The following is a 24,648-nucleotide window of genomic DNA, read 5'->3' as shown; positions in this document are numbered from 1 at the left end:
AATGCTCAGCAGACCCCAGATCCAGCCGTACGCCCAGTTCCTGATGGGAGCGTCGGCCGGGATGATCACGGCCACCGTGGCCATCGTCGAGCCCGCGCGGATCACGCCGGCCTACCTCGTCGGCTTCGCGGTGATCGTGGTCAGCTGCGTCGTCATGGCGCTCGTCTGGCGGGCGCAGCCGACGGTCGCGACGGAGTGGATCTGCATCGTCCCGCTCGTGACGATCCTCGCGTGCGCGCCGCTGCGCAGCAACGCCATCGACGTGCTGCCGGTCACGGGGATGCTCGTGATCTTCCCCGTCGCCTGGCTCGCCTTCGCCTTCCCCCCGGCGGTCGCGGCGCTCGGGGTCGTGGTCGCGGGCTCGCTTCCGCTCGCGACGTCGCTGCCGCGCACGCCGGGGGAGTGGATGGCCCTGCTCACGGTGCCGGCGCTGCTGGGCATGTTCGCCGCCGCGAGCCGTTTCGTGGCGGTCGACCTCGGACGCAATCGCAACCGGGCGCAACGTGCGTCGCACCGCCTCGCCGCGGCGCTCGACTCCTCGACGCGAACGGATGCCGCCCTGCGGCAGCTGCTCGACACGACGCCCGAGGCCGTCGTCGTGTTCGGCGACGACGACGCCGTGCTGCTCGCGAACGCCCCGGCGCGCGAGATCGCCCGCCGCGGCGGCATCCGCATCTCGCTCGAGCAGGACGGCACGACGCACGTCTACGGCGAGGATCGGGTCACGCCCGTCGCGGTCGGGCCGGGTCTGCGCGACGCCACCGTGGCGGGCGCCTTCGCCGAGCCGCGGCGCGTGTGGGTGGGCGAGCCCGGCGACCAGGTGGCCCTGCGGTTCGTCGCGCGCCCGATCGTGCTCGACGACGAGCCCATCGGCGTCATGGTCGTGGCGCAGGACGTCACCGAGCTCGTCGACGCCGTGGACGTGCGCGACCGCTTCCTCGACACGGTGGGTCACGAGCTGCGCACGCCCCTGACCGTCATCCTCGGCAACGCCGAGCTCGCCGTCGCCGGCGCGATGCCCGAGCACCGCGAACGGTGGGAGACGGTGCAGCGCGCCGCCGAGCGGCTCGAGCACACCGTCGAGTTGATGCTCGCGACCGGCCGCGCACACCTCACACCCCGCCCCGGCCGCAGCGATGTCCGGGCTGTCGTCGACGAGGCGGTGGCCGGGCTCGAGGACGACCGCGGCGTCTCGATCTCCGTGACCGGCGATGCGGCCGCCGTCGAGGTCGCACGCGACGACCTGCACGCGGTCGTCGCCGAGCTCGTGCGCAATGCCGTCCAGGCCTCGCCCGACGGCGGTGCCGTGTCCGTCGACATCCGGAGCTCCGCGGATGCGGTCGAGATCGCCGTCACCGACTCGGGCCCGGGCATGACCGCGGCCGAGCGTCGCCAGGCCTTCGACCGCTTCTACCGCACGGCGCGCGCGCGACGCGGCGCGGTGCAGGGGCTCGGGCTCGGCCTCGCCCTCGCTCGGGCCCTCGTCGAGGCGCACGGCGGCACCGTGCAGCTTCACCCGCACGCACCCGGCGGGACGAGCGCGATCGTCGCGCTGCCCCGGGCGACGACCCTCCCCTAGGGTGTGGGCATGGTCCCCGCAGGTATCGCCGCCGTCGACGTCCGCCGATCCTTCGGGGGCGTGCACGCGGTCCGCGGCGTGACCCTCGAGGCCCCGGCCGGAGCGGTGACGGGGCTGGTCGGTCCCAACGGCGCCGGCAAGACCACGCTGCTGTTGATGCTGGCGTCGCTGCTCGCGCCGGACGGCGGCAGCATCCGCATCGCGGGCGTCGATCCGGTGGCCGATCCTGCGGGCGCGCGTTCCCGCCTGGGCTGGATGCCCGACAGCCTCGGCGCCTGGCCGTCGCTCAGCGTCCGCGAGACGCTCGAGACCACGGGCCGGCTGTACGACCTCGATCGCGCGGCCGCCGCCCGTCGTGCGGAGGAGCTCATCGACGAGGTCGGGCTGCGCGATCTGGCGGACGCGCACGCGCGCGTGCTCTCGCGCGGTCAGAAGCAACGTCTCGGGCTCGCGCGCGCGCTCGTGCACGAACCGTCCGTGCTGCTGCTCGACGAGCCGGCATCGGGCCTCGACCCGCAGGCGCGCGTCGACCTGCGCGTGCTGCTGCGCCGCTACGCCGCGGCCGGCAAGACGGTGCTCATCTCCAGTCACGTCCTCGCCGAACTCGAGGAGGTCGTCGACGACGCGGTGTACATCGTCGCGGGTGCCACCGTGAGCGCTGACCGTGTGGCGATGGCCGCGGGGCGCCGGCGGCCGTGGCGCATCCGGGTCGCCGACCTCGACGCCCGTGCGGTCGCGCTGCCGGTGGCGACGGCCCTCGGACTCGACGTCGCCGGGGTCGGCGTCGATCGCCGCGACGTGCTCGTGCCCTTCGCCAGCGAGAGCGACGCCGCCGCAGGGCTGCGCGCGCTCGTGGACGCCGGCATCGCGGTCGCGGAGTTCTCCGCCGCGACCGGACTGCTCGAGCACACCTTCCTCGATCTCGGCACGTCGGACGGAGCCCGCTCGTGAACATGGCCCGGCTCTGGACGGTCGCCCGTCTCGAACTCCTGCAGCGCATCCGCACCGTCTCGTGGTACGTCCTGCTGGGAGTCTTCGCCGTCGTTCTCATCGGTGTCACGGCGCTCGCCTTCCCCGCGTTCGGAGGCGTCGTGTCCGACTCCGGTCAGCGCGGGTCGGGCATCTACTCCACGATCGTGGTGATCACGCTGCTGCTGGTCGTGCTGGTGTCGCCGACGCTCAGCGGCAACTCGATCAACGGCGATCGGGATGCCGCGACCCTCGCTCCCGTGCAGGTCACGCTCGCCCGCACCTCCGAGATCCTCCTGGGCAAGGTGCTGGCGGGGTGGATCACCGGACTCGCGTTCGCGGCGGTCGCCGCCCCGTTCCTCGTGATCGCGACGTTCGCGGGCGGTGTGGATGCCGCCGTGGTCGTGGTCTCGCTCGTCGTGCTCGTCATCGAGATCGGGGTCATCGCGGCCGTCGGCGTCGGGCTCAGCGGCATCCTCGCCCGCCCCCTGTTCTCGGTGGCCGCGACATATCTCGTCGTCGCGGCGCTGGTGTTCGGGACGCTCATCGCCTTCGGCCTGGGCGGCGCCGCGCTCTCGAGCGAGACGACGACGACCTATCGCGGGCTGCAGTACAACGTCGACGGGACGCCGGAGTGCCGGGGCGGCTCGTCGGACTGCGCGAACGACCCGAGCCGGATCGCGTGCGCCGAGCCGGTCGTGACGACGAACACCGTGCCGCGCTTCGATCGCGTCTGGTGGATCCTCGCGGCGAACCCCTTCGTCATCCTGGCCGACGCCACGCCGGCCGAGTACGACCGCAACGGCTATCCCGTCGACCTGTTCGGGCAGATCACGGCCGGCGTCCGCGCCGCGCAGATCGCACCGGACCTGGAGACGTCCTACGACGACTGCGACGGGTCCGCGATGACCTACGACGGCGGGCCCACCGCCCAGGAGATCCGCGCCCAGACGGTGCCGAGCTGGTTCGTCGGCCTCGGAGTGCAGCTCGTGCTCGCGGCGCTGCTGCTGGTCGCCGCCGGATCGCGCACGCGGACGCCCGCACGAGCCCTGCCCCCGGGAACCCGGATAGCGTGAGAGGACCATGGTCTCTCAGCTCGACATCACCCGCCGCGAAGCCATCGACGCGTACCACGTCATCGGCGAGGCTCCCGCACCCGACCTGCAGGGCATCGTCCGCCTGGCCGCGACCGTCTGCGGCGTCGACACCGCGGTCATCAACATCATCGACGACCGCTCGCAGCACCAGATCGCGGCCGTCGGCATCGAGCCGGCCGTCTGCTCGCGCGAGGACTCGATGTGCGCGGCGGTCATCGCCCGCCCCGGTCGGGTCGTCGTCCCGGACGCGCGCCTCGACGAACGGTTCGCGCAGAACCCGTTCGTGACCGGCGAGATCGCCCACGTCCGGTTCTACGCTTCGAGCCCCCTCATCACGCCGTCGGGCGTCGCGATCGGCACGCTGTGCGTGTTCGACGAGGCGGTCGGCGACCTCGACGAGTCCAAGCGTGAGGCTCTCGACCTGCTCGCGCACCAGATCGTCGACTTGCTCGAGCTGCGCCGCATCGGTCGTGCGCTGAGCGCGTCGAACGACCAGCTGTCGCGGTTCGCGGGGCAGATCAGCCATGATCTGCGGAACCCCCTGACCGCGCTGACCGGGTTCCTCGAGCTCGCGATCGACAGCCCCGACATGGCGAACGCCCCCGACGCCGCCCGCGTGCTCGCACGCGCCGAGTCCGCGGCGGAGCGCATGGATGACATGATCTCCGACATCCTGGCGTATGCCCGCGCCGGTGGTGCCCGGCCGCAGCAGGCCCGCGTCGACCTCGCCGCGGTGATGAGCGCGGTCACCGACGACCTCGACGCGCAGATCACCGCCTCGGGCGCCGACATCCGCTCCGACGTCGACATCGAGCCGGTCGGCGACCCCACGCTGCTGCGCGCGGTGCTGCAGAACGTCGTCGCGAACGCGCTGAAGTTCACCGCGGTCGCCGACCGCGCGCCCGAGGTGCACGTCGACGCCCACGCCGTACCCGGCGGCTGGCGCATCACCGTCGACGACAACGGCCCGGGTGTGCCCGAAGCCGACCGCGAACGCGTCTTCCGGCTGATGGAGCGCGGGAACTCGGATGCCGACGGCCTGGGCATCGGGCTCTCGACCTGCCGTCGGGCGGTCGAGGCGCACGGCGGGCGCATCGGGATCGACGAGTCGCCGAGCGGCGGCACGCGCGTCTGGATCCTGTTGCCCGATCCGGCGGCGGCCGGCCTCGACGACTGACCCGGGGAACGGCATCCGCCGCCGCGTGCGTCAGCGGCGCAGGGTGTGCGACGGGTGCTCGCCGTACATCGCCGCGTACAGCTGAGCGAAGCGGCCGGTGTGGGCGAAGCCCCAGCGCTGGGCGACGTCCCGCACCGTCGTCGAACCAGGGTGCGCGGCACGCAGCTCGTGGTGCGCACCCTCGATGCGCAGGCGTCGGAGGTACGTGCTCGGCGGGATCTCGTACGCCTTGTGGAAGGCGCTCTGCAGCGCCCGCACGGAGGTGCCCGCGGCGACGGCGATGTCGGTGATGCTGATGGGGTTGCCGACGTTCTCCTCCATGAACGTCACCGCTCGCCGCACGGTGCGCGCGGTGGGACGCCGCTGATCGGTGTCGTCGACGTCGATGATCGGAAACGCCGTGATGAGCGAGGCGATCGCCTGATGCATCAGTTGCGTGCGCATGAGCGGCGAGGCGGCGACCGACTCGTCGGCGAGCACTGTGGCCTCGAGGAACCGCAGCGTCTCGGCGATCAGGCGGGGGTTGCCCGCGCGTCGGTTCAGGCCTGAGAACTGCAGCCGGCGGGGCTCGTCGCCGAGCAGCGCTCGAACGACATGGTCGATCGTCTCGGTCGCGACACTGAAGGTGCGCAGGTGCAAGTGCCCGAACTCGGCCACGAACTCGGTGTCCGGGGGGACGACGAAAGGCGTGCGCCCGTCGCCGGACTCGCTGCCCACCTGCCACCGGTGCTGGCCCTGTGCGGCGTGCGCCACGATTAGCCGCGGGAAGGAGCGGGCGGTCGAGCGCATCGTGCCCGTGAAGCGCACCGCGGCAGCTGCCGCCGCGGGGTGGGCGACGGCCGCCATCTCGTACTTGAAGGTCGTCGGCGAGTCGACCGACAGCGACATCGGTGTCTCGTACAGCGAGCTGACCGACTCCTCCGCGCGGCGGGGGTCGTCGGTCCGCAACCCTCGCCGGACCGGCTGGCTATTCAATAACCAGCTTGTCGGTCGGGGACTCCGCGGGCTCGGGGACGACGTACAGTCCGGTGGGCGAGTTGGCGGTGTACATCAACGCTTCGAGCCAGGCGCGGTTGATCGCGGGCGTGCGGCTGCCGTGGAACGTGAACACGAGGGACGCGCCGGCGTGCATCCACACGGTGGTGCGTCCCTTGCCCACGCTCACGTCGTCCTTCCACGTGAAGAAGAACGCCTCACCGCGACGGAGCTTGGCCCCGATCGTCATCTGGAGGTGTGCGAGCGTACGGTCCTCGATCTCCAGCCGATTGCTGCCGTCGTAAACGAACCTGCCCAACATTCCTCCTCGCGCCCTGACACAGGCGATCACCAGCCTCTGCGATCCGATCGCGGGCCCGCGCGGAAGAGTCCGTTCCGCGCGCGGACGATCCGCGACGCGCACAGCCGTGCTGTGCTTCGGCAGGATCGAGCGAGTGATTCAGGTTGGGGAGGGGGTTGACTTTGTGGCGTAGTTCCGATCCCTCCGGCTCTCAGCCCTCCGGGAGAGCCGCCAGAGTGACATCGACGCCGTGCGTGATCAGCAGCTCGGTGCCCTGCGCGACGCCTTCGCCGTCATTGACCGACAGCCATCCGTGGCCCGACTCGAGTGCGTCGGCGATCTCAGCGCGTACGTCCTCGAGGTCACGACCACCGATGGTGTACGCCCGCCCGCCGTAGAAGACGTCGATCCGTTTGGCCATGGCGTTCGCCCCTTCGTCGCACAGACGCGGCCGCGTCCTGCGCAGCGACACTACCCGCCGTGCGCGGACGCGCAAGGGCTTAAGGAAAGCGCTGAGCTTCACTAGAGTCGCCACGGAGCAAGGGGAGGACCCATGGGTCGGTTCATCTATGAGAATCAGGTGCGCGCGGACTTCGAGGACCGGACGCTCGCGCACCTCCAGACCGTCATCACCGCCAAGCTGCGCCGCGGCGAATCGTTCACGCTGACATGGAAGGACGACGTCACGATCGGCGATGGCCGCACCACGGTGTGGCTGCATCCCGGATGCGGGCTCGTCTTCAAGTTCTACGGCAGCCGCCAGCCCGCGCTGAATCGCGCCTGGCTGGAAGCTCTGACGTACACCGCCAACTCACCGACCGGGCTCTACGTGGTGCCCGAGCCACCCGACGTGCCGCGCCCGAGTCCCGTGCTCGACGGCGTTCACGAGGGCTGACACCTGACCATCGGCTGAGCGAAACCCTTGCATCGTCCGTGCAGTCGGTCATATGCGCCCAGGGTGATCCGAGCCTCCGTAGTGTGAGCCACAGCGAGCGGTGATCACCGCTAGCTTCCGGCCCCCGGGCCTCGACCGAACAGCAGGTACTCCCATCGCTTCAACCGCTGTCGAGCCGCGTCTCGGCCCCGTCCGCACCACCTATGCCGGGACCGCCGACTTCCCGCCGATGACAAAGGCGTTCACCGACGTCTCGCGGGTCGTCCGGGAATCCGGGCTGCTGCGCCGCACCCCGTGGTTCTACAGTCTCGTCGGCCTCGCCCTGATCCTCGCGATCGGCGGCTGCGTCACCGGGTTCGTGCTGCTCGGCGACAGCTGGTTCCAGCTGCTCATCGCCGCGGCCCTCGGCATCGTGTTCACCCAGGTCGCGTTCCTCGCACACGAGGCAGACCACCGCCAGGTGCTCGCCTCCGGCCCCGGCAACGACCGCCTGGCGCGCTTCCTCGCGGTCGGCGTCGTCGGCATGAGCCTGTCGTGGTGGACCTCGAAGCACGCCCGGCACCACTCGAACCCGAACAAGGTGGGCAAGGACCCCGATATCGAGATCGACACGATCTCGTTCATCGAAGAGGACGCAGCCACCGCCCGCGGCATCCGTCGCTTCATCACGCAGCGGCAGGGATGGCTGTTCTTCCCGCTGCTGCTGCTCGAAGGCCTGAACCTGCACGCCCTGTCGGTGCGACACCTCGTCAGCCGCGGCCCGGTCAAGAAGCGCGCGCTGGAGATCACCCTCATCCTGGCTCGGTTCGCGATCTTCGTCGCCCCGGTCTTCATCTTCCTGCCGATCGGCATGGCCTTCGCGTTCTTCGGCGTGCAGGTCGCCGTGTTCGGTCTGTACATGGGCGCGTCGTTCGCTCCCAACCACAAGGGCATGGCGATCATCGCGCCCGACGCGAAGATCGACTTCTTCAGCAAGCAGGTGCGCACGTCGCGCAACATCGGCGGCGGCTGGTGGGCGACGTGGCTCATGGGCGGCCTGAACTACCAGATCGAGCACCACCTGTTCCCCAACATGCCGCGCCCTGCGCTGGCCCGCGCCCGCGAGATCGTCAAGGAGCAGTGCGCGTCGCTGAACGTGCCGTACACCGAGACGAGCCTGTGGCGCTCGTACGCCATCGTCATCGACTACCTCAACCGCGTCGGCCTCGCGGCCCGCGACCCGTTCGACTGCCCCATGGTGTCGGAGTATCGCCGGGCCTGACCCGCGTATCCGTCCACATCGGCTACGGCTCATACTGAGTCCGTGGCCGATGTCGATTCCGAGCGCTGGCTCGTCATCGACGGGCGCCGCTGGCGGCGTACCGACCCGTCGCTTCCAGCCGAGCTGGTCGCGGCCCTGAAGTCGCATCTCGGGCGCGGGCGTTCGGCGGTGGGCGCGGCGAAGCGACGCGCGGACGACGACGCCGTCGCGGCGGCACGCGAGCGCGTGGGCCTGGCCAAGCACGGGCTGGGCGAGCGGGGGCCCTACTGGTGGGACGAGCCCGAGGCGGATCGCCTCGCGCGCGCCGAGGACGCGCTGCGCCGACTCGACGAGCTCGACGCGGGCTGAGCCGGCAGCGACGACTCGAGGGTGGACGCGACGGCGGGAGTCGAACCCGCAACGCACTCGGGTATGAACCGATGCCCGGGACCGCCCGGATCGCCGCGATGACCTCACGCTACGGGCCGCATCGGCCGGACGCGATGACTGTGAAGGCACGGGTCGCCGTGCTACCGCGTGTGACGCTTCGGCGTCACGAGAGGTCGCGCGGACCGGTGTCGGTGGGCGAACGTAGAATCGTCAGGTCATGCCAGACCCCATCAAGCCCGTCATCGTCGGCTCCGCCGCATCCGTGCGCCCCGGCGCCCCCGCAGGCGAGCGTCCCGACGCCGACCTGCTCGAGGGGCTCAACCGGCCCCAGCTCGAGGCGGTCACCTACCGGGGCCCCGCTCTGCTCATCGTCGCGGGCGCCGGTTCCGGCAAGACCCGCGTGCTCACGCATCGCATCGCGTCGCTGCTGCGCACGCGCGAGGCGTACCCGAGCCAGATCCTCGCGATCACCTTCACCAACAAGGCCGCCGGCGAGATGCGCGAACGCGTGCAGCACCTCATCGGCGACAGCGCGCAGGGCATGTGGATCTCGACCTTCCACTCCGCCTGCGTGCGCATCCTCCGCCGCGAGGCGCAGCAGTTCGGGTTCACGAAGAGCTTCACGATCTACGACTCGGGCGACTCTCGCGCGCTCATCAAGCGGCTCGTCAAGGAGCACGAGGCGGATGCCTTCGGCCTGACGCCCGCGGGTGTGCAGAGCCGCATCTCGAAGCTCAAGAACGAGCTCGCCGACGCCGACTCCTACGCGCGGCAGGCGAACATGTCCGACCCCGCCGAACGGGTCTTCGTCGAGATCTTCGGCGCCTACCAGTCGGCGCTGCAGCGGGCGAACGCCTTCGACTTCGATGACCTCATCGCGCAGACGGTCTACCTGTTCCGCGCGTTCCCGCACGTCGCCGACGTCTACCGCAAGCGGTTCCGCCACATCCTGGTCGACGAGTACCAAGACACCAACCACGCCCAGTACGCGCTCATCCACGAACTCACGCGTCCGGTGCAGGGAGGGGGCGGCGATTCGTTCTCGTCCGGCGGCATGATGATCTTCGAGCCCGAGACCACGCCCGAGATCGCGGGCGCCTCGCTCACGGTGGTCGGCGACTCCGACCAGTCGATCTACGCCTTCCGCGGCGCCGACATCCGCAACATCACGGAGTTCGAGCGCGACTATCCCGGCGCGAAGGTCGTGCTGCTCGAGCAGAACTACCGCTCGACGCAGACCATCCTCTCGGCCGCGAACGCCGTCATCGCCAACAACTTCGACCGCAAAGACAAGAAGCTGTGGACGGATGTCGGTGCGGGCGAGGCGATCGTCGGGTTCACCGGCTACTCGCAGCACGACGAGGCCCAGTTCGTCGCCGACGAGATCGAGGCGCTGCACCGCGCCTCGGTGCCGTACTCGCAGATGGCCGTGTTCTACCGCACCAACTCGCAGTCGCGCGCGCTGGAGGAGATCTTCATCCGCGCGGCCATCCCCTACAAGATCATGGGCGGCACGAAGTTCTACGACCGTGCCGAGATCAAGGATGCGCTCGCCTACGTCGTCGCCGTCGCGAACCCTGCCGACGAGCTCGCGGTGCGCCGCATCCTGAATCGTCCGCGCCGGGGGATCGGTGACGTCACCGAGACCTCCATCGCCCGCTTCGCCGCCGAGCGGGAGATCACCTTCCGCGACGCGCTCGGCCACGCGCCCGAGCTGGGCGTCGGGCCGAAGATCCAGGCGGCGATCGCGCAGCTCGACGCCGTCCTGACCGAGGCGACCGAGATCATGCTGCCGAGCTCGGGCGAGATCGCCCCGCCCACCTCGGTCACCGAGGGACTCAGCCTGCTGCTGAACAAGTCGGGCTACATGGATGCGCTGCGCATGAGCCGCGATCCGCAGGACGAGGCGCGGCTCGAGAACCTCGACGAGCTCATCGCCGTCACGCGAGAGTTCGCGCGCAACAACCCCGACGGCACGATCCTCGACTTCCTCACCGAAGTGGCGCTCGTCGCCGATGCCGACGACCTCGACGACGCGTCGGGCACCGTATCGCTCATGACGATGCACACGGCGAAGGGCCTCGAGTACGACGCGGTGTTCGTCACCGGCGTCGAGGAAGACCTCATCCCGCACCGCATCTCGGCCAACGAGCCGGGCGGGCCGCAGGAGGAGCGACGACTGTTCTACGTCGCCCTCACGCGGGCGCGCAAGCGCCTGCACCTGTCGCTCGCCATGACGCGGGCACAGTTCGGCGAAGTCTCGGCGGCGATGCCCAGCCGGTTCCTGCAGGAGATCCCGCACGACCTCATCGACTGGCGGCAGTCGCCCGGCGACGTCAACTCGCGTGGCGGCATGCAGTCGCGGGCGCTCAACTCGCGGCGGCCGGGTGGCGGACCCGGTGGCTCGGGCAAGCGCTACGGTGACGACCTCGTTCCGCTGCCGCGCCGCGAGAAGACGGGCGACATCGCGAAATTCGCCAACCGCATCCCGGCGAAGGTCCGCGACAACGGCGACCTCGTGCTGGCTCCCGGTGATCGCATCCGGCACGACGACTTCGGCGAGGGACGCATCGACGCAGTGACCGGCGAGGGCGCCAAGCGCGTCGCGCATGTCCGCTTCGACTCCGCCGGTGCGAAGAAGCTCCTCATCAAGATCGCTCCGATCGTCAAGCTCTGAGATCGGCCCGCCCGGCGGCGGGCGTGCGGGTTAGGCTCGACGCATGGCGATCTTCAAGCGCTCTGCGCGAGACACCACGAGCCAGCCCGCGGAATCCGGCCCGGTCGACGACGAGGTCGCCGGCGCCACGGAGTCGGATGCCGTCGCGTCGGGGGATGCCGCTGCGACGACGGACGCCGCCGCGCCCGTGCCCCACGTGGGCATCTCGGTGTCGACCTTCGGAGCCTCGGCGCCCGCCGCCGCTCAGCCCGCCGCCGCCCAGCCGGGGCGCGCGGTCACGCGGCCGCCGGCGGAGGCGCCCGAACGCACCGAGACGGTCGCCGGCATGCCTGACAACACCCTCGTGCAGGCGGCGCTCGCGTCACTTCCCGAGAAGCCCGGCAACGTCGACGTCATGAACGTCATGCGGCAGAGCATGCAGGGCACGATGTACGTGCGGGTCCGCGGCGACGCGCGTGCGCTGACGGCCGAGGGCAAGCCCCTCACGCTCGCGGTGTCTCAGGTCGACGGTGCCCGGTTCCTTCTCGCCTTCACCGGCGGAGCGTCGCTGCGCGCCAGCGTCGAGTCCGACGGCGACCGCGACACCTCGGCGCTCGGCCTGCCCATGGTGAACGTGTTCCGCAACGCGATCGAGGGTCCGTACGAGGGCCTCATCATCGACCACGCGGTGCCCGGTTCGCGCATCGTGCTTCCCGCGCCGCTCATCAAGAAGGCCTTCGAAGAGGGCGATCCCGCGTTCGCGATCAAGAACCTGCTGGCCGGCCCCCGCGACGAAGACACGGCGGCCGCGGTCGGCGCGGCGCTCGCGACGGCGCCGCTGTGGGTTGCTGCCGGTCCCGCGGGCGACGGCGGTCAGCTCGGCCTCGCCGAGTCGCGTACGACGTCGGGTGAGCGCCGGCTCGAGGTGTATTCGCACCCGCTCGAGGTCCTCGTGCTGCAGCGCGGCGACCGGCCGGTGCCGGTGACCGCGGCGCAGATCGCGCGGGCGCTGGTGGCGAACCCCGCGCTGACGGGCGTCATCGTCGACCCGGGCGGCCCCTGGATCCACGTCGACCGCGCCGACCTCGGCCCGGTGCTGGCGCGGGCCGACGAGCCCGACGACGCGGCCCCGGCGGCAGCTGCCACCGCCACCGACGCCGACGGCGATGCCGGAACCGAGGCGGCACCGGCATCCTGACGGCCTCGCCGTCGTCCCGGTCGCGCCGGACGATCCGGCGGGTTGTCCAGGGGCTGTGCGATCGGGGCGCCGCGCCCTAGGGTCGGGGCATGGCGAGCGAGCGCATCACCCTGACCGTTGCCGGACCGGACGGCGACCGCGAGGTCGGTCTGTCGAGCCCGAACCGGGTGCTGTGGCCCGAGCTCGGGATCACCAAGCGCGAGTACGCCGATTACATGCTCGCCGTCAGCGATCCCTTCCTGCGGGCGAACGGCCACCGCCCCATCTCGCTCGAGCGGTTCCCCGACACCGTCGAGGGGGAGCGCTTCTTCTCGAAGAACCCGCCCAAGGGGGCTCCCGGCTTCGTGGGGCAGGTCGTCTGCACCTACAACAGTGGTCGGCGGCATCCGCAGGTCGTGCTGGATGAAGCAGCCGCGCTCGTCTGGGCGGTGCAGATGAACACGGTCGTGTTCCACCCGTGGGCATCGCTCGCGCAGAACACCGACAATCCCGTCGAGCTGCGCATCGACCTCGACCCGCAGCCGGGCACCGACTTCGGGGACGCCGCCGAGGTCGCGCCGGTGCTGCGCGACATCCTCGCCGAGGCGGGGCTGACCGCCTTCCTCAAGACGAGCGGCAACCGCGGGCTGCACGTGTTCTGCCCGATCGAGCCCACCCACGAGTTCCTCGACGTCCGTCACGCCGTCATCGCCGCCGCCCGCGAGCTCGAGCGACGTCTGCCCGAGCGCGTCACGACGAACTGGTGGAAGGAGGAGCGGGGCGAGCGGGTCTTCGTCGACTTCAACCAGGCCAACCGAGACCGCACGATGGCCGGGGCCTACAGTGCCCGCGCGCTGCCGGCTGCCACGGTCGCGACGCCGATCACGTGGGACGAGCTGGATGCCGGCGTCGACCCGGGATCGTTCACCGTCCGGACGGTGCCGCGGCGTCTGGCGGACGTCGGTGACCCCTGGGCCGACCTGCAGGCAGCACCGGGCCGCATCGACACCCTGCTCGAGTGGTGGCAGCGCGACCTCGACGCCGGTCTCGGCGAGCTGCCGTTCCCGCCCGAGTTCCCCAAGATGCCGGGCGAGCCGCCCCGCGTGCAGCCGAGCCGCGCGCGGCATCCCGAGGACTGAGCGCCCGGGTCAGCGTGCCGAGGGGCGCTGCCACTCCCGCTCGGTGACGACGCGGGCGACGGTCAGACCGACCGCGAGCGCGACCACGACGAAGACCGCTGTGACGCCGTACTGCACGGCGCTGATCGTGTCGCCCTCGATCGTCCCGACGATCGCGCGGTAGGCGGAGGCACCCGGCACCATGATGAGGACGGCCGGCACCGTCAGCGTGATGCGCGGCGACCGGACGAACCGTGACACGGCGAACGCGCCGAACCCGACCGCGACGCCGGCGGCGGCTGCGGCCACGGGCTGCATCGCACCCTGGTCGATCATCAGCAGTCGGCCGACGTTGGCGATCGTCCCGATCGCGGCCGCCGCCAGCGCGGTGCGCCACGGTGTCGAGAACAGCAAGGCGAAGCCCATCACGCCGACGAATCCGGCGATGAGGCGTCCGAGCGACAGCAGCGGTTCGGCGAGGGCGGGTGCGGCGACGGCGACCGCGCTCGTCTGGAAGATCGCCGCGACCGCCCAGACCGCGCACCCGGTCGACAGCAGCACGAGCCCGGCGTAGACGACGCGGTTCACGCCCGCGTTGAGGTCGAGGCGGGCGAGGTCGAGGGCGCCGGTGACGAGCGGGAAGCCGGGCACGAGGTACAGCACGGCGCTCGTCAGAGCTGCACCGTACTGCGGCGACGGGGCGCCGAGCAGCTCGATCAGGTGCGAGACCCCGAGGAAGGTCAGCAGCGCCGTCGCGGCCGACAGGAACACGAGCAGGAACTCGTTGACCTGCAGGCGCGCGCCGCGGATCCGCACGTACTGGCCGAGCGCCACCGCGATGGCGACGCTCAGGCATTCGGCCCAGCCGCCGTTGTTGAGGAACGCGAACGCGGTGCACGCGGCAGCAGCGGCAGCCACGCGCACGGCGGCGGGGTAGCGCGGCGGCATCCGTTCGATGCGGTCGAGCTCGCGCTGCAGTTCGTCGGCGGTGACCCCGTCGGCCACCCGGTGCGACAGGTGCATGACCTCGGCGATGCGCTCGGAGTTCACGACCGGATGCCGCACCTCGGCCACACGGGTGCGGAACAGCTGCCCGCGCTGGGCCGTGATGACGATGTCGGTCATTCCGACGCGCGACTCGAGCCGTTCGAGGCCGAGGGCCCGCGCGGTGCGGTCCATCGTGTCGCGTACGCGCGCGGAGGATGCCCCCGCTCCGAGCATGAGAGTGCCGAGCCGCAGCACCGCGTCGGTCCGGGCGATGAAACGGACCGGTTCGAGGTGCAGCTCGGCGGTGCCGTCGGGCACGGCTTCGCGGGGATCGTCGTGCATGCTTCGATCCTCCCACCCGGACGCCGGGCCCGGGCGGGAGGTCGCGCCGGACGAATCGCCGGCGCGCCGAGGCGTCAGCGCCGCGCGGGCCGGCGCGAGAGGAGCACGACGCTGCCGCCGGCGGCCAGCAGGAAGCCGCCGATGAGCAGGCCGGTGGGCGATTCCTCACCGCCCGTGCGGGCAAGGCGCTGGGCCGTCGCGCTCGGAGCGGGAACCGCACCGGGCAGGGTGCCGGGCGCGGTGCCGGGCTCAGCGGGCACGACCGGCGGCTCGGCGCCGACCGGCGGCTCGACCGGGGCGGCGGCGGGGACGAGGTACACGCCGTCGGCGCGGTAGTCGAGCGCCCCGGCGAACCCGGCGGCGGCGTCGACGATCTCGACGCTCGAGAAGGTCGATCCCGCCTCGGTCGCGCCGACGGCGATGAGGCGCTGCGGGGCGTCGGGTGCCGCGCCGCCCAGGTCGACGCGCAGGGTGCCGCCGAAGGTCGCCGAACCCGCGACGGTGAGCGCGGGGGCGTCGCCCTCGACGGACAGCTCGAGCGTCGCGCCCGCCTTCTGCGCGAAGTCACCGCCGACGAGCAGGCCCTCGGTGGTCTCGACGAGCGCGCCGGCCGCAAGGGTGACGTCGCCCGTTCCCAGGGCTGCGGGGGTCGCGGCGACGAGGGCGCCGCCGTCTACGACGGTGCCGCCGGCGTACGCGTTGTCGCCGGCGAGGGTGAGGGCGCCCGAACCCGCCTTCGTCAGCGAGCCCGCGCCGTCGATGTCGTTGCGCCACGTGTCCGCGGCCGAGGCGCCGCCGGCGGCGGCATCCATCGTCACGGTGACATCGGTGTCGAAGGCGCCGTACCCGTTCGAGGCCTCGAACAGGTTCAGCCGGCCCCAGCCCTCGGCGTCGTCGAGCACGGCGTGACCCGAGGCGATCGCCGTCGAGTGCAGCACCCACCGTCGCTGCTGCGCGTCGAGGTAGGGCAGCCGGTGCTCGAGCAGCACCTCGGCGCCGGCGGGCACGCGCGCCGGCCGCGTGGTGTCGCCGGTCGCGGGCAGGCCGTAGGTCATGCGCTCGCGGTACGCGGCGGCGAGCGCGTCGTAGTCCTGCTCGCTCGGGGCGGGAAGCGTGGCGAGCAGCCCCTGCGCCTGCGAGAACGCGCTGTCGCGCAGTGCCGCGTTGGCGGGGTCGTTCAGCGCCGCGGCAGCGAGGGCCGTCGCGAGCACCCGGCCGCCGATCACGTCGAGCGGCGAGTGCATGCCGGCGACGATGCGGCTGTCGCCGATCTCAGCGGCGTTCGCGATGAGCTGCGCCTGATACTGCGGAGCGGCGTCGGCGAGGGCGAACGAGGCCAGGAACGCCGCGTTGGTGTGGCCGCTGGGGAAGCCGCCGTCGCTCGCGGCCTCGGCGTCGGGCTTTCGCACCGGCAGCAGCGACGGCACGATGATCGCGTCGTCGACCCAGCGGAACGGGCGCTTGTAGGCGTAGAAGTTCTTGGACGGGTTGGAGGATGCCGCCGGCCCGCGCACCGCGTCGACGAGCCCGACGACCGCGCCGAGCGCAGACCCGGCGTCGGCCCAGCGCCCCGCAGCGTTGCCGCCGTCGTCGTACTTCACGGTCGTGGCGTCGGCGGGAACGACGTCGGGGATCGTCGTGCCGGCGTTCATCGCGTCGCGGAAGGCGGGGGCGGCGGCGCCGAGGCCGTCGATCGCGCTGTAGCTCTGGTGGCGGCGGTCGAAGACCCACGCCGCGGTCTCGTCGGCCGCGGTGCGAGCCTCGGCGACGCGGACGTTGTGGGCGATGTTGGCCTCGAGCACGGCGGCCCCCTCGGCCGTCGCCTGACCGGAGTCCCACGTGGCGCCGGGCTGCCACAGGTCGAGCATCCCCGACAGCACGCCGATGCCCGGGTTGGTCGTGGGCGAGGTGTTCGACGAGGTGTTCGCCGTGTACGTGTCGATGAACCTGCCGTAGGCGGCCGTCGGGGGAGCGATCGCGCTGTCGTCGAGCAGAGCGTCGCCCGGCGCGGCGGCGGCGGGCGCGGCGGCACCGAACCCGGCGGCACCGACAGCGATCGTGACGGCCGTCAGGGCGGCCAGCGCAGCGGTCGGGACGACGGGACGTCGGCGAGACGGGCGGGAGCAGGGGGCAGCGGCGGGCATGCGCGTCCTTCGAGTGGGGGAGGGATGTCGCGCACCGGCGGGGGCAGGGGTCCACCCCGCGATGCGACCTCCGAACGCTAAGAAGGCACGAGCAACGGCTCGTGTCCGCGACGTGAACGCGGGGTGTCGGCCTGCGGGTCAGTCGAGGACGTCGGCGAGGTCGTACGCCGCGACCGTCTCGAGCTGCCCGAAGGTGCACGAGCGGGCGTCGCGGTCGGGGCGCCACCGCTCGAACTGCACCGTGTGACGGAAACGCCGGCCCTCGAGCTGGTCGTAGCGAACCTCGAGCACGAGCTCGGGCCGCAGCTTCACGAACGAGACGTCCTTCGACGCCGCGAAGCGCGAGCGGTCGGACTCACCGGTGACGGCGGCGCCCGCGGCGTCGCGCTCGACGAGCGGCTCCAGCTCGGCGACGAGTTCCTGCCGGCGCTTGTCGCTCCACGCCGCGACGCCGCCGACACCGTGCAGTTCTCCGTCGTCGTCGTAGAGCCCGACCAGCAACGAGCCGACGCCCGAACCGGACTTGTGGATGCGGTACCCGAGCGCCACGACGTCCGCCGTGCGGGCGTGCTTGATCTTGAACATCGTCCGTTTGCCCGGCGCGTAGGGCTGCGCGAGGGGCTTGGCGACGACACCGTCGAGGCCCGCGCCCTCGAACTCGGCGAGCCAGCGACGGGCGGTGTCGACGTCGTCGGTCGCGCGTGTCACGTGAACCGGGTCGGGGACGCCCTGCAACAGGTCGACCAGCTCGGCTCGACGCGCCGCGAACGGTTCGTCGCGCAGATCCCGCTCGCCCCGCGCGAGCAGATCGAACGCGATGAACATCGCCGGCGTCTGTTCGCTGAGCAGAGCCACCCGCGACGCCGCGGGGTGGATGCGCTGCGACAGGGCCTCCCATTGCAGGCGCTGGCCGTCACCGGCATCGGTGGCCACGACGATCTCGCCGTCGATCAGGCACGGCTCGGGCAGCAGCCGCGAGAACGCGTCGACCAGCTCGGGGAAGTACCGCGTCAGCGGCTTCGAGCCGCGGCTGCCGATCACGACATCCGCGCCATCCCACGACACGAGCGCGCGGAAGCCGTCCCACTTGGGTTCGAACGACAGCCCGCCCGGCGTGCGGGCCGGATCGGGGACCGCGGACACCGACTTCGCGAGCATCGGGGCGGGGATGTCGTAGGACATGGTGCTCCGCTCAGGCGTCCTGCAGCCGCTCGTCCGGCTGGACGACCGCCCGGCGGGGTCGCGCCCAGCGGGCCGGCAGGTTCGGTCCGTCCCAGACCTGCACGATGCCCCAGGCCACGGCCGTGACGGGAACGGCGAGCAGGGTGCCCAGGATGCCGCCGATCGCGGTGCCGGCGGCGAGGGCGACCAGCACGACGAACGAGTGCAGCTTCATCGTGCGACCCATGAGCACCGGCTGCAGGAAGTTGCCCTCCAGCTGGTTGACCAGCACGACCGCGCCGACGACGAAGAGGGCATTGACCGGCCCGTTCGCGACGAGCGCGACGAGGGCGGCGAGGATGCCGGCCAGCGTCGCACCCACGATCGGGATGAATGCCAGCAGGAACACCAGGACCGCGAGCGGGATGGCGAGGGGCACCTGGAAGATCAGCAGGAAGATGTAGATGCCGATCGCGTCGACGGCGGCGACGGTCGCGGTGCCGCGGATGTACGAGCCGAGGACGACGACCGTCTTGTCGCCGATGCGGCGTGCGCGCCGCTCGTCGTCGCCGCGGAAGGGGCGCAGGAGGAACTCCCACATGCGCGGGCCGTCCTTGAGGAAGAAGAACAGAATGACGACCATCAGCACGGCGCCGGTGATGAAGGTCGCGACGGCGCTCACGCCGGCGAGCGCGCCCGAGCCGAACTGGGCGCTCGTGACGAAGTCGCCGAGGGCCGCGAGCCACTCGTCGATCTGAGCCTGATCGATCGCGAACGGCAGCGTCTGGGCCCAGGTGAGCAGCTGCTGGAAGCCCTCTTCCGCCTGCGAGTACAGGTCGTCCCACTGGTCGCGGACCGCCCACACGATGAGCCACGACAGCCCGGTCAGCAGCACGACGATCGTCAGCAGGGTGATGATCGTCGCCAGCACCGACGGAACCCCGTGTCGCCGCATCGCGTTCATCGCGGGGGCGAACGCGCACGCGAAGATCAGCGCGAGGATCAGCGGGATGGCGACGACCGACACCTGGCGCAGGACGTAGACGACGCCGATCGCGACGATCACCAGGATGATGATCTGCATCGACCGGATCGCGAGGCGGCCGAAGCCGTCGGCCCACAGATTCGTCGGGGGGCGCTCGGCGTCCCGCTGCACGGCGGCGGCCAGGACGGTCTCGGGCGCAGGACGGCGGCGGAACAGGCTCATGCTCCGACGGTAGCGGACGCGCCTGTTTCCAGACGGGGGTTGCGCTCGGAGGTCCGGGCGGCAATGCCTCGGTGCGGCGGCTCGCGTCACCGGGGTGCTCGCGGCCGTTCACCGACGCGTTTCCTGCCGGTCGCGGCGTCGTCACCGAGGGCGGCGAGCGTGGAAGGGCCGCTGGCTCAGCGGCATCCGATCGATCCCCCCCCCGATACGAAAGAGGATTCTCCATGCCTCGGAGAGCACACGCGCGCGCCTGCGCACTGACGGCCACGAGCGTCGTCGCCGGACTGGTCGTCGCCGCGGTTCCCGCCGTCGCGGCCACCGCCGCCGACGACGCCCCGGCCACCCCGAAGAACGTCATCCTGCTCATCTCGGACGGCGCCGGCTACAACCAGTTCGATGCCGCCAGCCTGTACGAGAGCGGCACCAGCGCGCATCAGGTGAGCGTCGACCCCGCCACCGGCGGCGTCGCCCACGCTCCGGCGACGCCCGGCCAGGTGTACGAGACCTGGCCGGTGCAGGTCGCCCAGTCGCACTACTCGGCCTCGGGGCGGGCGGAGTACGTCACCGAGAAGGCGTGGGGCGACTTCGGGTGGGTGGCCTCCGGTGCGACCGACTCCGCCGCCGCCGGCACCGCGCTCGGCACCGGCGTGAAGACGAACAACGGCATGCTCGGCATCACCCCGGGCGGCGACGAACTGCTCACCGTCGGACAGCAGGCGCAGGCCGTCGGCAAGAAGGTCGGCCTGGTCACCTCCGTGCCGTTCAACCACGCCACCCCTGCCGGCTTCATCGCCCACAACGCCGACCGCAACGACTATCAGGGTCTGGCGACCGAGATGATCGACAGCGGCGTGGACGTGCTCATGGGCGGCGGGCACCCGCTCTACACCGACGCGCACCAGCCCCGCGAGGCGAACTGGACCTGGATCTCGCAGCACGACTACGAGCGGGTCTCGACCGGCGCCACGCCCTACAGCTTCGTCGACGACACGGCCGACTTCGAGGCGCTCGCCGCCGGCACGGCCGTTCCCGACAAGGTGTTCGGGCTCGCGCAGGTGGCCGAGACGCTGCAGTACAACCGCCCCGGCCTCGCCAACGACGAGGTGCTCCCGCACACCGACCCCGCCAACGACGTCGCCGACCTCGACACGCTCGCGCTCGGCGCCCTCAACGTGCTCGACAAGGGCGACGAGGGCTTCTTCCTCATGGTCGAGGGCGGCGCGGTCGACTGGGCCGGGCACGCCAACCAGACGACGCGCCTCATCGAGGAGCAGATGGCCTTCAACGAGTCGGTCGAGGCCGTCGAGGCCTGGGTCGAGAAGAACAGCAGTTGGGACGAGACGCTCGTCATCGTCACCGCCGACCACGAGACCGGCTACCTCGCCGGCGCCGGCGCGGGACCCGAGGTCGGCTGGACGCCGATGACGGGCACCGCGGGTCAGCTTCCCGACCTCACCTGGCACTCGGGCGGCCACACCAACGCCCTCGTGCCGGTGTTCGCGAAGGGGGCGGGCGCCGAGGTCCTCGACGCGCGCGCCGACCAGTGGGACCTCGTGCGTGGCGCCTACCTCGACAACACCGCCATCGGCGAGACGCTCTTCGACTTCCTCGGTCATGGCGAGCGCAGCTCGGCGGATGCCGTCGCCCTCGAGGCCACGGTCGCGGGGCAGCAGGCCGACGGTGCGCTGAGCCTGAGCGTCGCGCACTCGGGTGAGCGGGTGGCCTTCGCCGGGTCGGGCGCCGACCTCGACGCGACCCTCCCGCTCGTGACGGTGGCCGACACCCGCAACGAGGTGCGTGCGCAGGGTCGAGGCTGGACGCTGGCCGGATCGGCGAGCGAGTTCGTCGCCGGCAACCGCACGCTCGAGGCGAAGAACCTCGCCTGGACGCCGCGCATCGTGCGCTCGGAGTCCGGCGCCGCCGCGGGCGGACGCGCGACGCTCGAGGGTCCGGCGACGCTCGCCGCAGCCGACCGCATCTCGCGCCTGGGGTCGACCGTCGTTGGGGCCGACCTCGACCTGTCGATCCCGGCCGAAGCGGCCGGCGGTCGTTACGGCAGCGAGATCACCCTCACCTTGTTCGCGCAGGACTGACGTACCGATGGGGGCGGGCCGCCGTGCCCGCCCCCATCCTCGACTCGGAGATCCCCCCATGTTCCGCTCTCGTTCCCGTCGCGCCGTGCTGCCCGCAGCCGGCGCTCTCGCCCTCCTGGCCGCGCTCGTCGTCGGCGAGGCGGCCCTGCCTTCCGCGGCGGCCGTCGCGGCGCCGGCATCCCTCATCCTCGCTGCGGCCCCCGCGTCGTCTGCCGCTGTGGTCACCGAGGCGGTCGAGCCGCCCGCCGTCGAGTGGGGCGTCGTCCCGGCCGACGACGCCGGACCCGACGGGCGCGTGTCGCTGCGGCACGTCGTCGACCCCGGCACGAGCGTGCGCGACGCCATCGCGGTGACGAACCACTCCGCCGAGGACGCCGCCTTCGCCGTCGCGACCGGGGACGGTGTCGTGGGCACCGACGGCGCCTTCGACGTCCGCACCGACGACCCCGCCGCGGGTGGAGCCTGGCTGCAGGTCGACGGCCTCGACGGCGGGGCGCTGACGCTCGCGTCGGGCGAGACCCGGGTGCTGCCGGTGACCATCGCCGTGCCCGCCGACGCGACGCCGGGCGATCATCCCGCCGGCATCGTCGTCGCGCTCTCGACCGAGGACGCCGGGGTGACGCTGACGCACCGGGTCGGCGTGCGCGTGCACCTGCAGGTCGCCGGCGAGATCGCCCCCGCGCTGCGCGTCGACGCGGCGACCGCGAGCTACTCGCCGTCGTGGGTTCCGTTCGCCCCGGGCACACTGACGGTGGAGTACCGCGTGACCAACACCGGCAACGTGCGGTTCGGCGCGAGCGCCGCCGCCGACGCATCGGGTCCGCTGGGGCTGATGCCCGGCGCGGGAACCGGCGAGGCGTTCGAGGTGCTGCCCGGCGGCACGGCGACGCAGCGCATCGAGGTGCCGCTCGCGCCGATGTTCTTCGCCGCCGGCGAGGTCACCGTCACCCCCGTGTCGCTCGGCGACGACCGGGTGCCGTTGCCCGAAGCGGCATCCGCGGGGTTCTCGACTCCGGCCGTGCCGTGGTCATCGCTCGCCGTCGTCATGCTCGGTGCGGGAATCGCCGCGCTCGTGGCGATGCTCGTCGTGCGCGGGCGAGGCCGCACGCAGCGCCGCATCGACGCGGCCGTCGCCGCTGACCGCGCCGGTCGCTGACGCGATCGGGCGCGGCTCAGGTGAACGCGCCGACGCCGGTGATGTCGCGGCCCAGCAGCAGGGCCTGCACGCTCTCGGTGCCCTCGTAGGTGTGGATCGCCTCGATATCGGCCATGTGCTGCATCACCCCGTTCTCGAGCAGGATGCCGTTGCCGCCGAGCAGGTCGCGCGCGGTCTGGGCGATCCGTCGCGCGGCGCGGGTGTTGTGGTACTTCGCCAGCGAGGCCTGGGTCGGCCGGAGTCCGCCGGAGGTCTCGAGCTCGGCGAGGCGGCGGCAGTACAGCTGCATCGCGGTGAGTTCGTCGAGCATCTGGGCCAGCCGCTCCTGCACCATCTGCGAGCGCGCCAGCGGACGACCGAACTGCACCCGCTGCATCGCGTACTGCAGCGCGGCCTCGTAGCAGGCGGTGGCGTGGCCGAGCGCCGACCACGCCACTCCCGAGCGGGTGGCGTAGAGCACGGTCGACGCGTCGCGGAACGAGCGGGTGCCCTCGAGCACCGCGTCGAGCGGCAGGCGGACATCCCGCAGGGCGATGTGGGCCTGATGGATGCCGCGCAGCGACGCCTTGCCCGTGATCACGGTGCCGGTGTATCCGGGGCGATCCTGCTCGACGAGGAAGCAGCGCACCGCGCCGTGCAGCTCGTCGCCGTCGTCGTCGACGCGCGCCCACACGAATGTGATGCCGCCCGAGGCGCCGTTGCCGATCCACTTCTTCGTCCCGCGCAGCACCCACTCGTCGCCCTCGCGCCGGGCGACGGTCTCGAGCGAGACCGAGTCGGAGCCGTGGTCGGGTTCGGTGAGGGCGAAGCTGCCGAGCACCTCGCCGGTCGCGAGCGGTCGCAGCCATCGCTTCTGCTGCGCGGGCGAGCCGTACAGCGCGAGCGTGCGCACCGAGAGGCCGCCCTGCACCGCGAGGATCGTGCCGAGCGAACCGTCGCCGCGCGAGATCTCCATGTTCACCAGGCCCGCCCCGAGCGGCGAGATGCGCGTCAGCGCGGGGTGATCGACGCCGTCGACGTAGAGGTCGAGTTCGCCCATCCGGCGCACCAGGTCGACCGGGTACGTCGCGGTGTCCCAGGCGTGCTGCATCCGGGTGTCGACCTCGTCGACGAAGGCGCGTGCGCGATCCCACGCCGCCCGGTCGGCGGCGGGCACGTCCGCGAAGATGCCGTAGTAGTCGGTGTCGCGACGGCCGGTGACGTCGTACGACGCCACGCTCTCGCCGGGCAGGAGGTCATCACGGTGGGCATCGGTGCTCATGACATCCAGTATCACCCGCGGCGACACCCAGTGTCACCGGTTTCACGATGCCGATCAGGGCAGGTCGTCGCGCAATCGGCGGGCGACCTCGGCGAGCGGCATCCGGCGGGGGAAGACCGCCACGACGAGGTCGTCGGCGGCCGGCGGTTCGCCGTCCGGGTGCACGCCGAACCGGTGCAGCAGGTCGTCGAGCGCGCGGGCGAGGGTTGTGCGCGAGACGCCCGGCTCGTCGCGGATCAGCCGGCGCAGCACGTGGTTGTGCACGGCGGTCACGGCGGCCCCGAACGCGACGGCGTCGACCGGTTCGAGCCCGGGGGCGCGTTCGCGCAGGTGATCGGCGAAGAGGCGCTCGTACCGGAACACCGTCACGATCTCGCGGTCGCGCAGCGCCGGGATGCCGCGCACGACGCGGTATCGGCGGCGGGCCAGGTCGAGGTCGCCCGCGAAGTGGTCGAACGCCGCGAGCGCCGCCGCGCACACCGCACGCCATGGGCTGTCGTGCGGTGCATCGAACACGGCGCGCAGCGCGCCGAGCACGACCTCGTGGTCGGCGAAGACCACGTCGTCCTTGCCGCCGTACTGCCGGAAGAAGGTCGAGCGCGAGACCCCGGCTGCGCGTGCGATGTCGTCGACCGAGGTCTGGTCGTACCCCCGCTCGTCGAACAGCGCGACCGCTGCCGCGACGACCGCGTCTCCGGCGGTGCGGGAAGCGTCGGTCATGGG

General features: G+C 72.0%; 21 protein-coding genes and 1 tRNA gene. 12 read left to right on the top strand and 10 right to left on the bottom strand.

Annotated features, from left to right (window positions below; translation table 11 throughout):
- Position 1 precedes the first annotated feature (1 nt).
- From PUW82_RS14080 to PUW82_RS14065, 4 genes are read left to right on the top strand one after another with little or no spacing between them, the layout of a single operon-like run.
- Entirely contained in the window at positions 2–1,579 is a 1,578-nt protein-coding gene (locus PUW82_RS14080) for a sensor histidine kinase (protein WP_274222897.1), read from the top strand.
- A gap of 9 nt (positions 1,580–1,588) precedes the next feature.
- Positions 1,589–2,530, top strand: a complete 942-nt coding sequence (locus PUW82_RS14075; RefSeq protein ID WP_274222896.1) for an ABC transporter ATP-binding protein — start codon at positions 1,589–1,591, stop codon at positions 2,528–2,530.
- A gap of 2 nt (positions 2,531–2,532) precedes the next feature.
- Complete coding sequence (locus PUW82_RS14070) at positions 2,533–3,624, top strand: ABC transporter permease (RefSeq protein WP_337994561.1); 1,092 nt, start codon at positions 2,533–2,535, stop codon at positions 3,622–3,624.
- Between the two features lie 7 nt (positions 3,625–3,631).
- Complete coding sequence (locus PUW82_RS14065; RefSeq protein WP_274222894.1) at positions 3,632–4,822, top strand: sensor histidine kinase; 1,191 nt, start codon at positions 3,632–3,634, stop codon at positions 4,820–4,822.
- 30 nt (positions 4,823–4,852) lie between these two features.
- Here PUW82_RS14065 and PUW82_RS14060 read toward each other — a convergent pair whose 3' ends face one another.
- The 3 genes from PUW82_RS14060 to PUW82_RS14050 all read right to left on the bottom strand — a co-directional run bounded on the left by PUW82_RS14060 (position 4,853) and on the right by PUW82_RS14050 (position 6,519).
- Positions 4,853–5,710 (bottom strand): helix-turn-helix transcriptional regulator, encoded by an 858-nt coding sequence (locus PUW82_RS14060; protein WP_274222893.1) that lies wholly within the window; start codon positions 5,708–5,710, stop codon positions 4,853–4,855.
- A gap of 79 nt (positions 5,711–5,789) precedes the next feature.
- Positions 5,790–6,116 carry a DUF7882 family protein gene (locus tag PUW82_RS14055; RefSeq protein ID WP_210006062.1) on the bottom strand — a complete coding sequence of 109 codons (327 nt, stop codon included), beginning with the start codon at positions 6,114–6,116 and terminating at the stop codon, positions 5,790–5,792.
- A gap of 193 nt (positions 6,117–6,309) precedes the next feature.
- A complete protein-coding gene (locus PUW82_RS14050; protein ID WP_274222892.1) occupies positions 6,310–6,519 on the bottom strand; it encodes a hypothetical protein in 210 nt (69 codons plus the stop codon).
- A gap of 132 nt (positions 6,520–6,651) precedes the next feature.
- On the opposite strand from PUW82_RS14050, the gene PUW82_RS14045 reads away from it, so the two are divergent.
- The 3 genes from PUW82_RS14045 (at position 6,652) to PUW82_RS14035 (ending at position 8,602) form a co-directional block, all read left to right on the top strand.
- Positions 6,652–6,993, top strand: a complete 342-nt coding sequence (locus PUW82_RS14045; RefSeq protein ID WP_274222891.1) for a DUF7882 family protein — start codon at positions 6,652–6,654, stop codon at positions 6,991–6,993.
- 229 nt (positions 6,994–7,222) lie between these two features.
- Positions 7,223–8,254 carry a fatty acid desaturase family protein gene (locus PUW82_RS14040; protein ID WP_420792760.1) on the top strand — a complete coding sequence of 344 codons (1,032 nt, stop codon included), beginning with the start codon at positions 7,223–7,225 and terminating at the stop codon, positions 8,252–8,254.
- A 42-nt stretch (positions 8,255–8,296) separates the two neighbouring features.
- Entirely contained in the window at positions 8,297–8,602 is a 306-nt protein-coding gene (locus tag PUW82_RS14035) for a biopolymer transporter Tol (protein WP_274222890.1), read from the top strand.
- A 22-nt stretch (positions 8,603–8,624) separates the two neighbouring features.
- On the opposite strand, the gene PUW82_RS14030 is transcribed toward PUW82_RS14035, so the two are convergent.
- A tRNA-Met gene (locus tag PUW82_RS14030) sits at positions 8,625–8,700 on the bottom strand.
- A 140-nt stretch (positions 8,701–8,840) separates the two neighbouring features.
- Between PUW82_RS14030 and PUW82_RS14025 the strand changes: the two genes are divergently transcribed.
- The 3 genes from PUW82_RS14025 to ligD all read left to right on the top strand — a co-directional run bounded on the left by PUW82_RS14025 (position 8,841) and on the right by ligD (position 13,595).
- A complete protein-coding gene (locus tag PUW82_RS14025) occupies positions 8,841–11,300 on the top strand; it encodes an ATP-dependent helicase (RefSeq protein WP_274222889.1) in 2,460 nt (819 codons plus the stop codon).
- A 43-nt stretch (positions 11,301–11,343) separates the two neighbouring features.
- A complete protein-coding gene (locus PUW82_RS14020) occupies positions 11,344–12,477 on the top strand; it encodes an SseB family protein (protein WP_274222888.1) in 1,134 nt (377 codons plus the stop codon).
- Between the two features lie 89 nt (positions 12,478–12,566).
- On the top strand, positions 12,567–13,595 hold the full coding sequence (ligD, locus tag PUW82_RS14015) for a non-homologous end-joining DNA ligase (RefSeq protein WP_274222887.1): 1,029 nt from the start codon (positions 12,567–12,569) through the stop codon (positions 13,593–13,595).
- 9 nt (positions 13,596–13,604) lie between these two features.
- On the opposite strand, the gene PUW82_RS14010 is transcribed toward ligD, so the two are convergent.
- The 4 genes from PUW82_RS14010 to PUW82_RS13995 form a co-directional block, all read right to left on the bottom strand.
- Positions 13,605–14,903: a threonine/serine exporter family protein gene (locus PUW82_RS14010; RefSeq protein ID WP_274222886.1), complete on the bottom strand. Its 1,299-nt coding sequence runs from the start codon at positions 14,901–14,903 to the stop codon at positions 13,605–13,607.
- A 74-nt stretch (positions 14,904–14,977) separates the two neighbouring features.
- Positions 14,978–17,047 carry a phosphatase PAP2 family protein gene (locus PUW82_RS14005; RefSeq protein ID WP_274222885.1) on the bottom strand — a complete coding sequence of 690 codons (2,070 nt, stop codon included), beginning with the start codon at positions 17,045–17,047 and terminating at the stop codon, positions 14,978–14,980.
- A gap of 138 nt (positions 17,048–17,185) precedes the next feature.
- Positions 17,186–18,229, bottom strand: coding sequence for an ATP-dependent DNA ligase (locus PUW82_RS14000; RefSeq protein WP_274222884.1), 1,044 nt, complete (start codon positions 18,227–18,229; stop codon positions 17,186–17,188).
- Between the two features lie 10 nt (positions 18,230–18,239).
- The gene (locus PUW82_RS13995; RefSeq protein WP_274222883.1) at positions 18,240–19,415 is read right to left on the bottom strand and encodes an AI-2E family transporter; all 1,176 of its coding nucleotides are present in this window, start codon (positions 19,413–19,415) and stop codon (positions 18,240–18,242) included.
- A gap of 224 nt (positions 19,416–19,639) precedes the next feature.
- Here PUW82_RS13995 and PUW82_RS13990 point away from each other — a divergent pair, with 224 nt between their 5' ends.
- Both PUW82_RS13990 and PUW82_RS13985 read left to right on the top strand, forming a co-directional pair.
- Positions 19,640–21,508 carry an alkaline phosphatase gene (locus tag PUW82_RS13990; protein ID WP_274222882.1) on the top strand — a complete coding sequence of 623 codons (1,869 nt, stop codon included), beginning with the start codon at positions 19,640–19,642 and terminating at the stop codon, positions 21,506–21,508.
- Between the two features lie 58 nt (positions 21,509–21,566).
- Complete coding sequence (locus PUW82_RS13985) at positions 21,567–22,664, top strand: COG1361 family protein (RefSeq protein ID WP_274222881.1); 1,098 nt, start codon at positions 21,567–21,569, stop codon at positions 22,662–22,664.
- 16 nt (positions 22,665–22,680) lie between these two features.
- Here PUW82_RS13985 and PUW82_RS13980 read toward each other — a convergent pair whose 3' ends face one another.
- Together PUW82_RS13980 and PUW82_RS13975 are read right to left on the bottom strand one after the other, a co-directional pair.
- Complete coding sequence (locus tag PUW82_RS13980; RefSeq protein WP_274222880.1) at positions 22,681–23,925, bottom strand: acyl-CoA dehydrogenase family protein; 1,245 nt, start codon at positions 23,923–23,925, stop codon at positions 22,681–22,683.
- A gap of 54 nt (positions 23,926–23,979) precedes the next feature.
- Positions 23,980–24,645 (bottom strand): TetR/AcrR family transcriptional regulator, encoded by a 666-nt coding sequence (locus PUW82_RS13975; protein WP_274222879.1) that lies wholly within the window; start codon positions 24,643–24,645, stop codon positions 23,980–23,982.
- Positions 24,646–24,648: the final 3 nt, after the last annotated feature.

It is taken from the genome of Microbacterium thalli (assembly GCF_028737325.1).
GTDB classification, from domain to species: Bacteria; Actinomycetota; Actinomycetes; order Actinomycetales; family Microbacteriaceae; genus Microbacterium; species Microbacterium thalli.
This window is presented reverse-complemented; position numbering and strand designations above follow the sequence as displayed.

What these genes read in the sequence shown, in the direction of transcription:
- PUW82_RS14080 (WP_274222897.1), top strand. Translation starts at nt 2, where the DNA reads ATGCTCAGCAGACCCCAGATCCAGCCGTACGCCCAGTTCCTGATGGGA.
- PUW82_RS14075 (WP_274222896.1), top strand. Translation starts at nt 1,589, where the DNA reads ATGGTCCCCGCAGGTATCGCCGCCGTCGACGTCCGCCGATCCTTCGGG.
- PUW82_RS14070 (WP_337994561.1), top strand. Translation starts at nt 2,533, where the DNA reads ATGGCCCGGCTCTGGACGGTCGCCCGTCTCGAACTCCTGCAGCGCATC.
- PUW82_RS14065 (WP_274222894.1), top strand. Translation starts at nt 3,632, where the DNA reads ATGGTCTCTCAGCTCGACATCACCCGCCGCGAAGCCATCGACGCGTAC.
- PUW82_RS14060 (WP_274222893.1), bottom strand. Translation starts at nt 5,710, where the DNA reads ATGTCGCTGTCGGTCGACTCGCCGACGACCTTCAAGTACGAGATGGCG.
- PUW82_RS14050 (WP_274222892.1), bottom strand. Translation starts at nt 6,519, where the DNA reads ATGGCCAAACGGATCGACGTCTTCTACGGCGGGCGGGCGTACACCATC.
- PUW82_RS14045 (WP_274222891.1), top strand. Translation starts at nt 6,652, where the DNA reads ATGGGTCGGTTCATCTATGAGAATCAGGTGCGCGCGGACTTCGAGGAC.
- PUW82_RS14040 (WP_420792760.1), top strand. Translation starts at nt 7,223, where the DNA reads ATGACAAAGGCGTTCACCGACGTCTCGCGGGTCGTCCGGGAATCCGGG.
- PUW82_RS14025 (WP_274222889.1), top strand. Translation starts at nt 8,841, where the DNA reads ATGCCAGACCCCATCAAGCCCGTCATCGTCGGCTCCGCCGCATCCGTG.
- PUW82_RS14020 (WP_274222888.1), top strand. Translation starts at nt 11,344, where the DNA reads ATGGCGATCTTCAAGCGCTCTGCGCGAGACACCACGAGCCAGCCCGCG.
- ligD (WP_274222887.1), top strand. Translation starts at nt 12,567, where the DNA reads ATGGCGAGCGAGCGCATCACCCTGACCGTTGCCGGACCGGACGGCGAC.
- PUW82_RS14010 (WP_274222886.1), bottom strand. Translation starts at nt 14,903, where the DNA reads ATGCACGACGATCCCCGCGAAGCCGTGCCCGACGGCACCGCCGAGCTG.
- PUW82_RS14005 (WP_274222885.1), bottom strand. Translation starts at nt 17,047, where the DNA reads ATGCCCGCCGCTGCCCCCTGCTCCCGCCCGTCTCGCCGACGTCCCGTC.
- PUW82_RS14000 (WP_274222884.1), bottom strand. Translation starts at nt 18,229, where the DNA reads ATGTCCTACGACATCCCCGCCCCGATGCTCGCGAAGTCGGTGTCCGCG.
- PUW82_RS13995 (WP_274222883.1), bottom strand. Translation starts at nt 19,415, where the DNA reads ATGAGCCTGTTCCGCCGCCGTCCTGCGCCCGAGACCGTCCTGGCCGCC.
- PUW82_RS13990 (WP_274222882.1), top strand. Translation starts at nt 19,640, where the DNA reads ATGCCTCGGAGAGCACACGCGCGCGCCTGCGCACTGACGGCCACGAGC.
- PUW82_RS13985 (WP_274222881.1), top strand. Translation starts at nt 21,567, where the DNA reads ATGTTCCGCTCTCGTTCCCGTCGCGCCGTGCTGCCCGCAGCCGGCGCT.
- PUW82_RS13980 (WP_274222880.1), bottom strand. Translation starts at nt 23,925, where the DNA reads ATGAGCACCGATGCCCACCGTGATGACCTCCTGCCCGGCGAGAGCGTG.
- PUW82_RS13975 (WP_274222879.1), bottom strand. Translation starts at nt 24,645, where the DNA reads ATGACCGACGCTTCCCGCACCGCCGGAGACGCGGTCGTCGCGGCAGCG.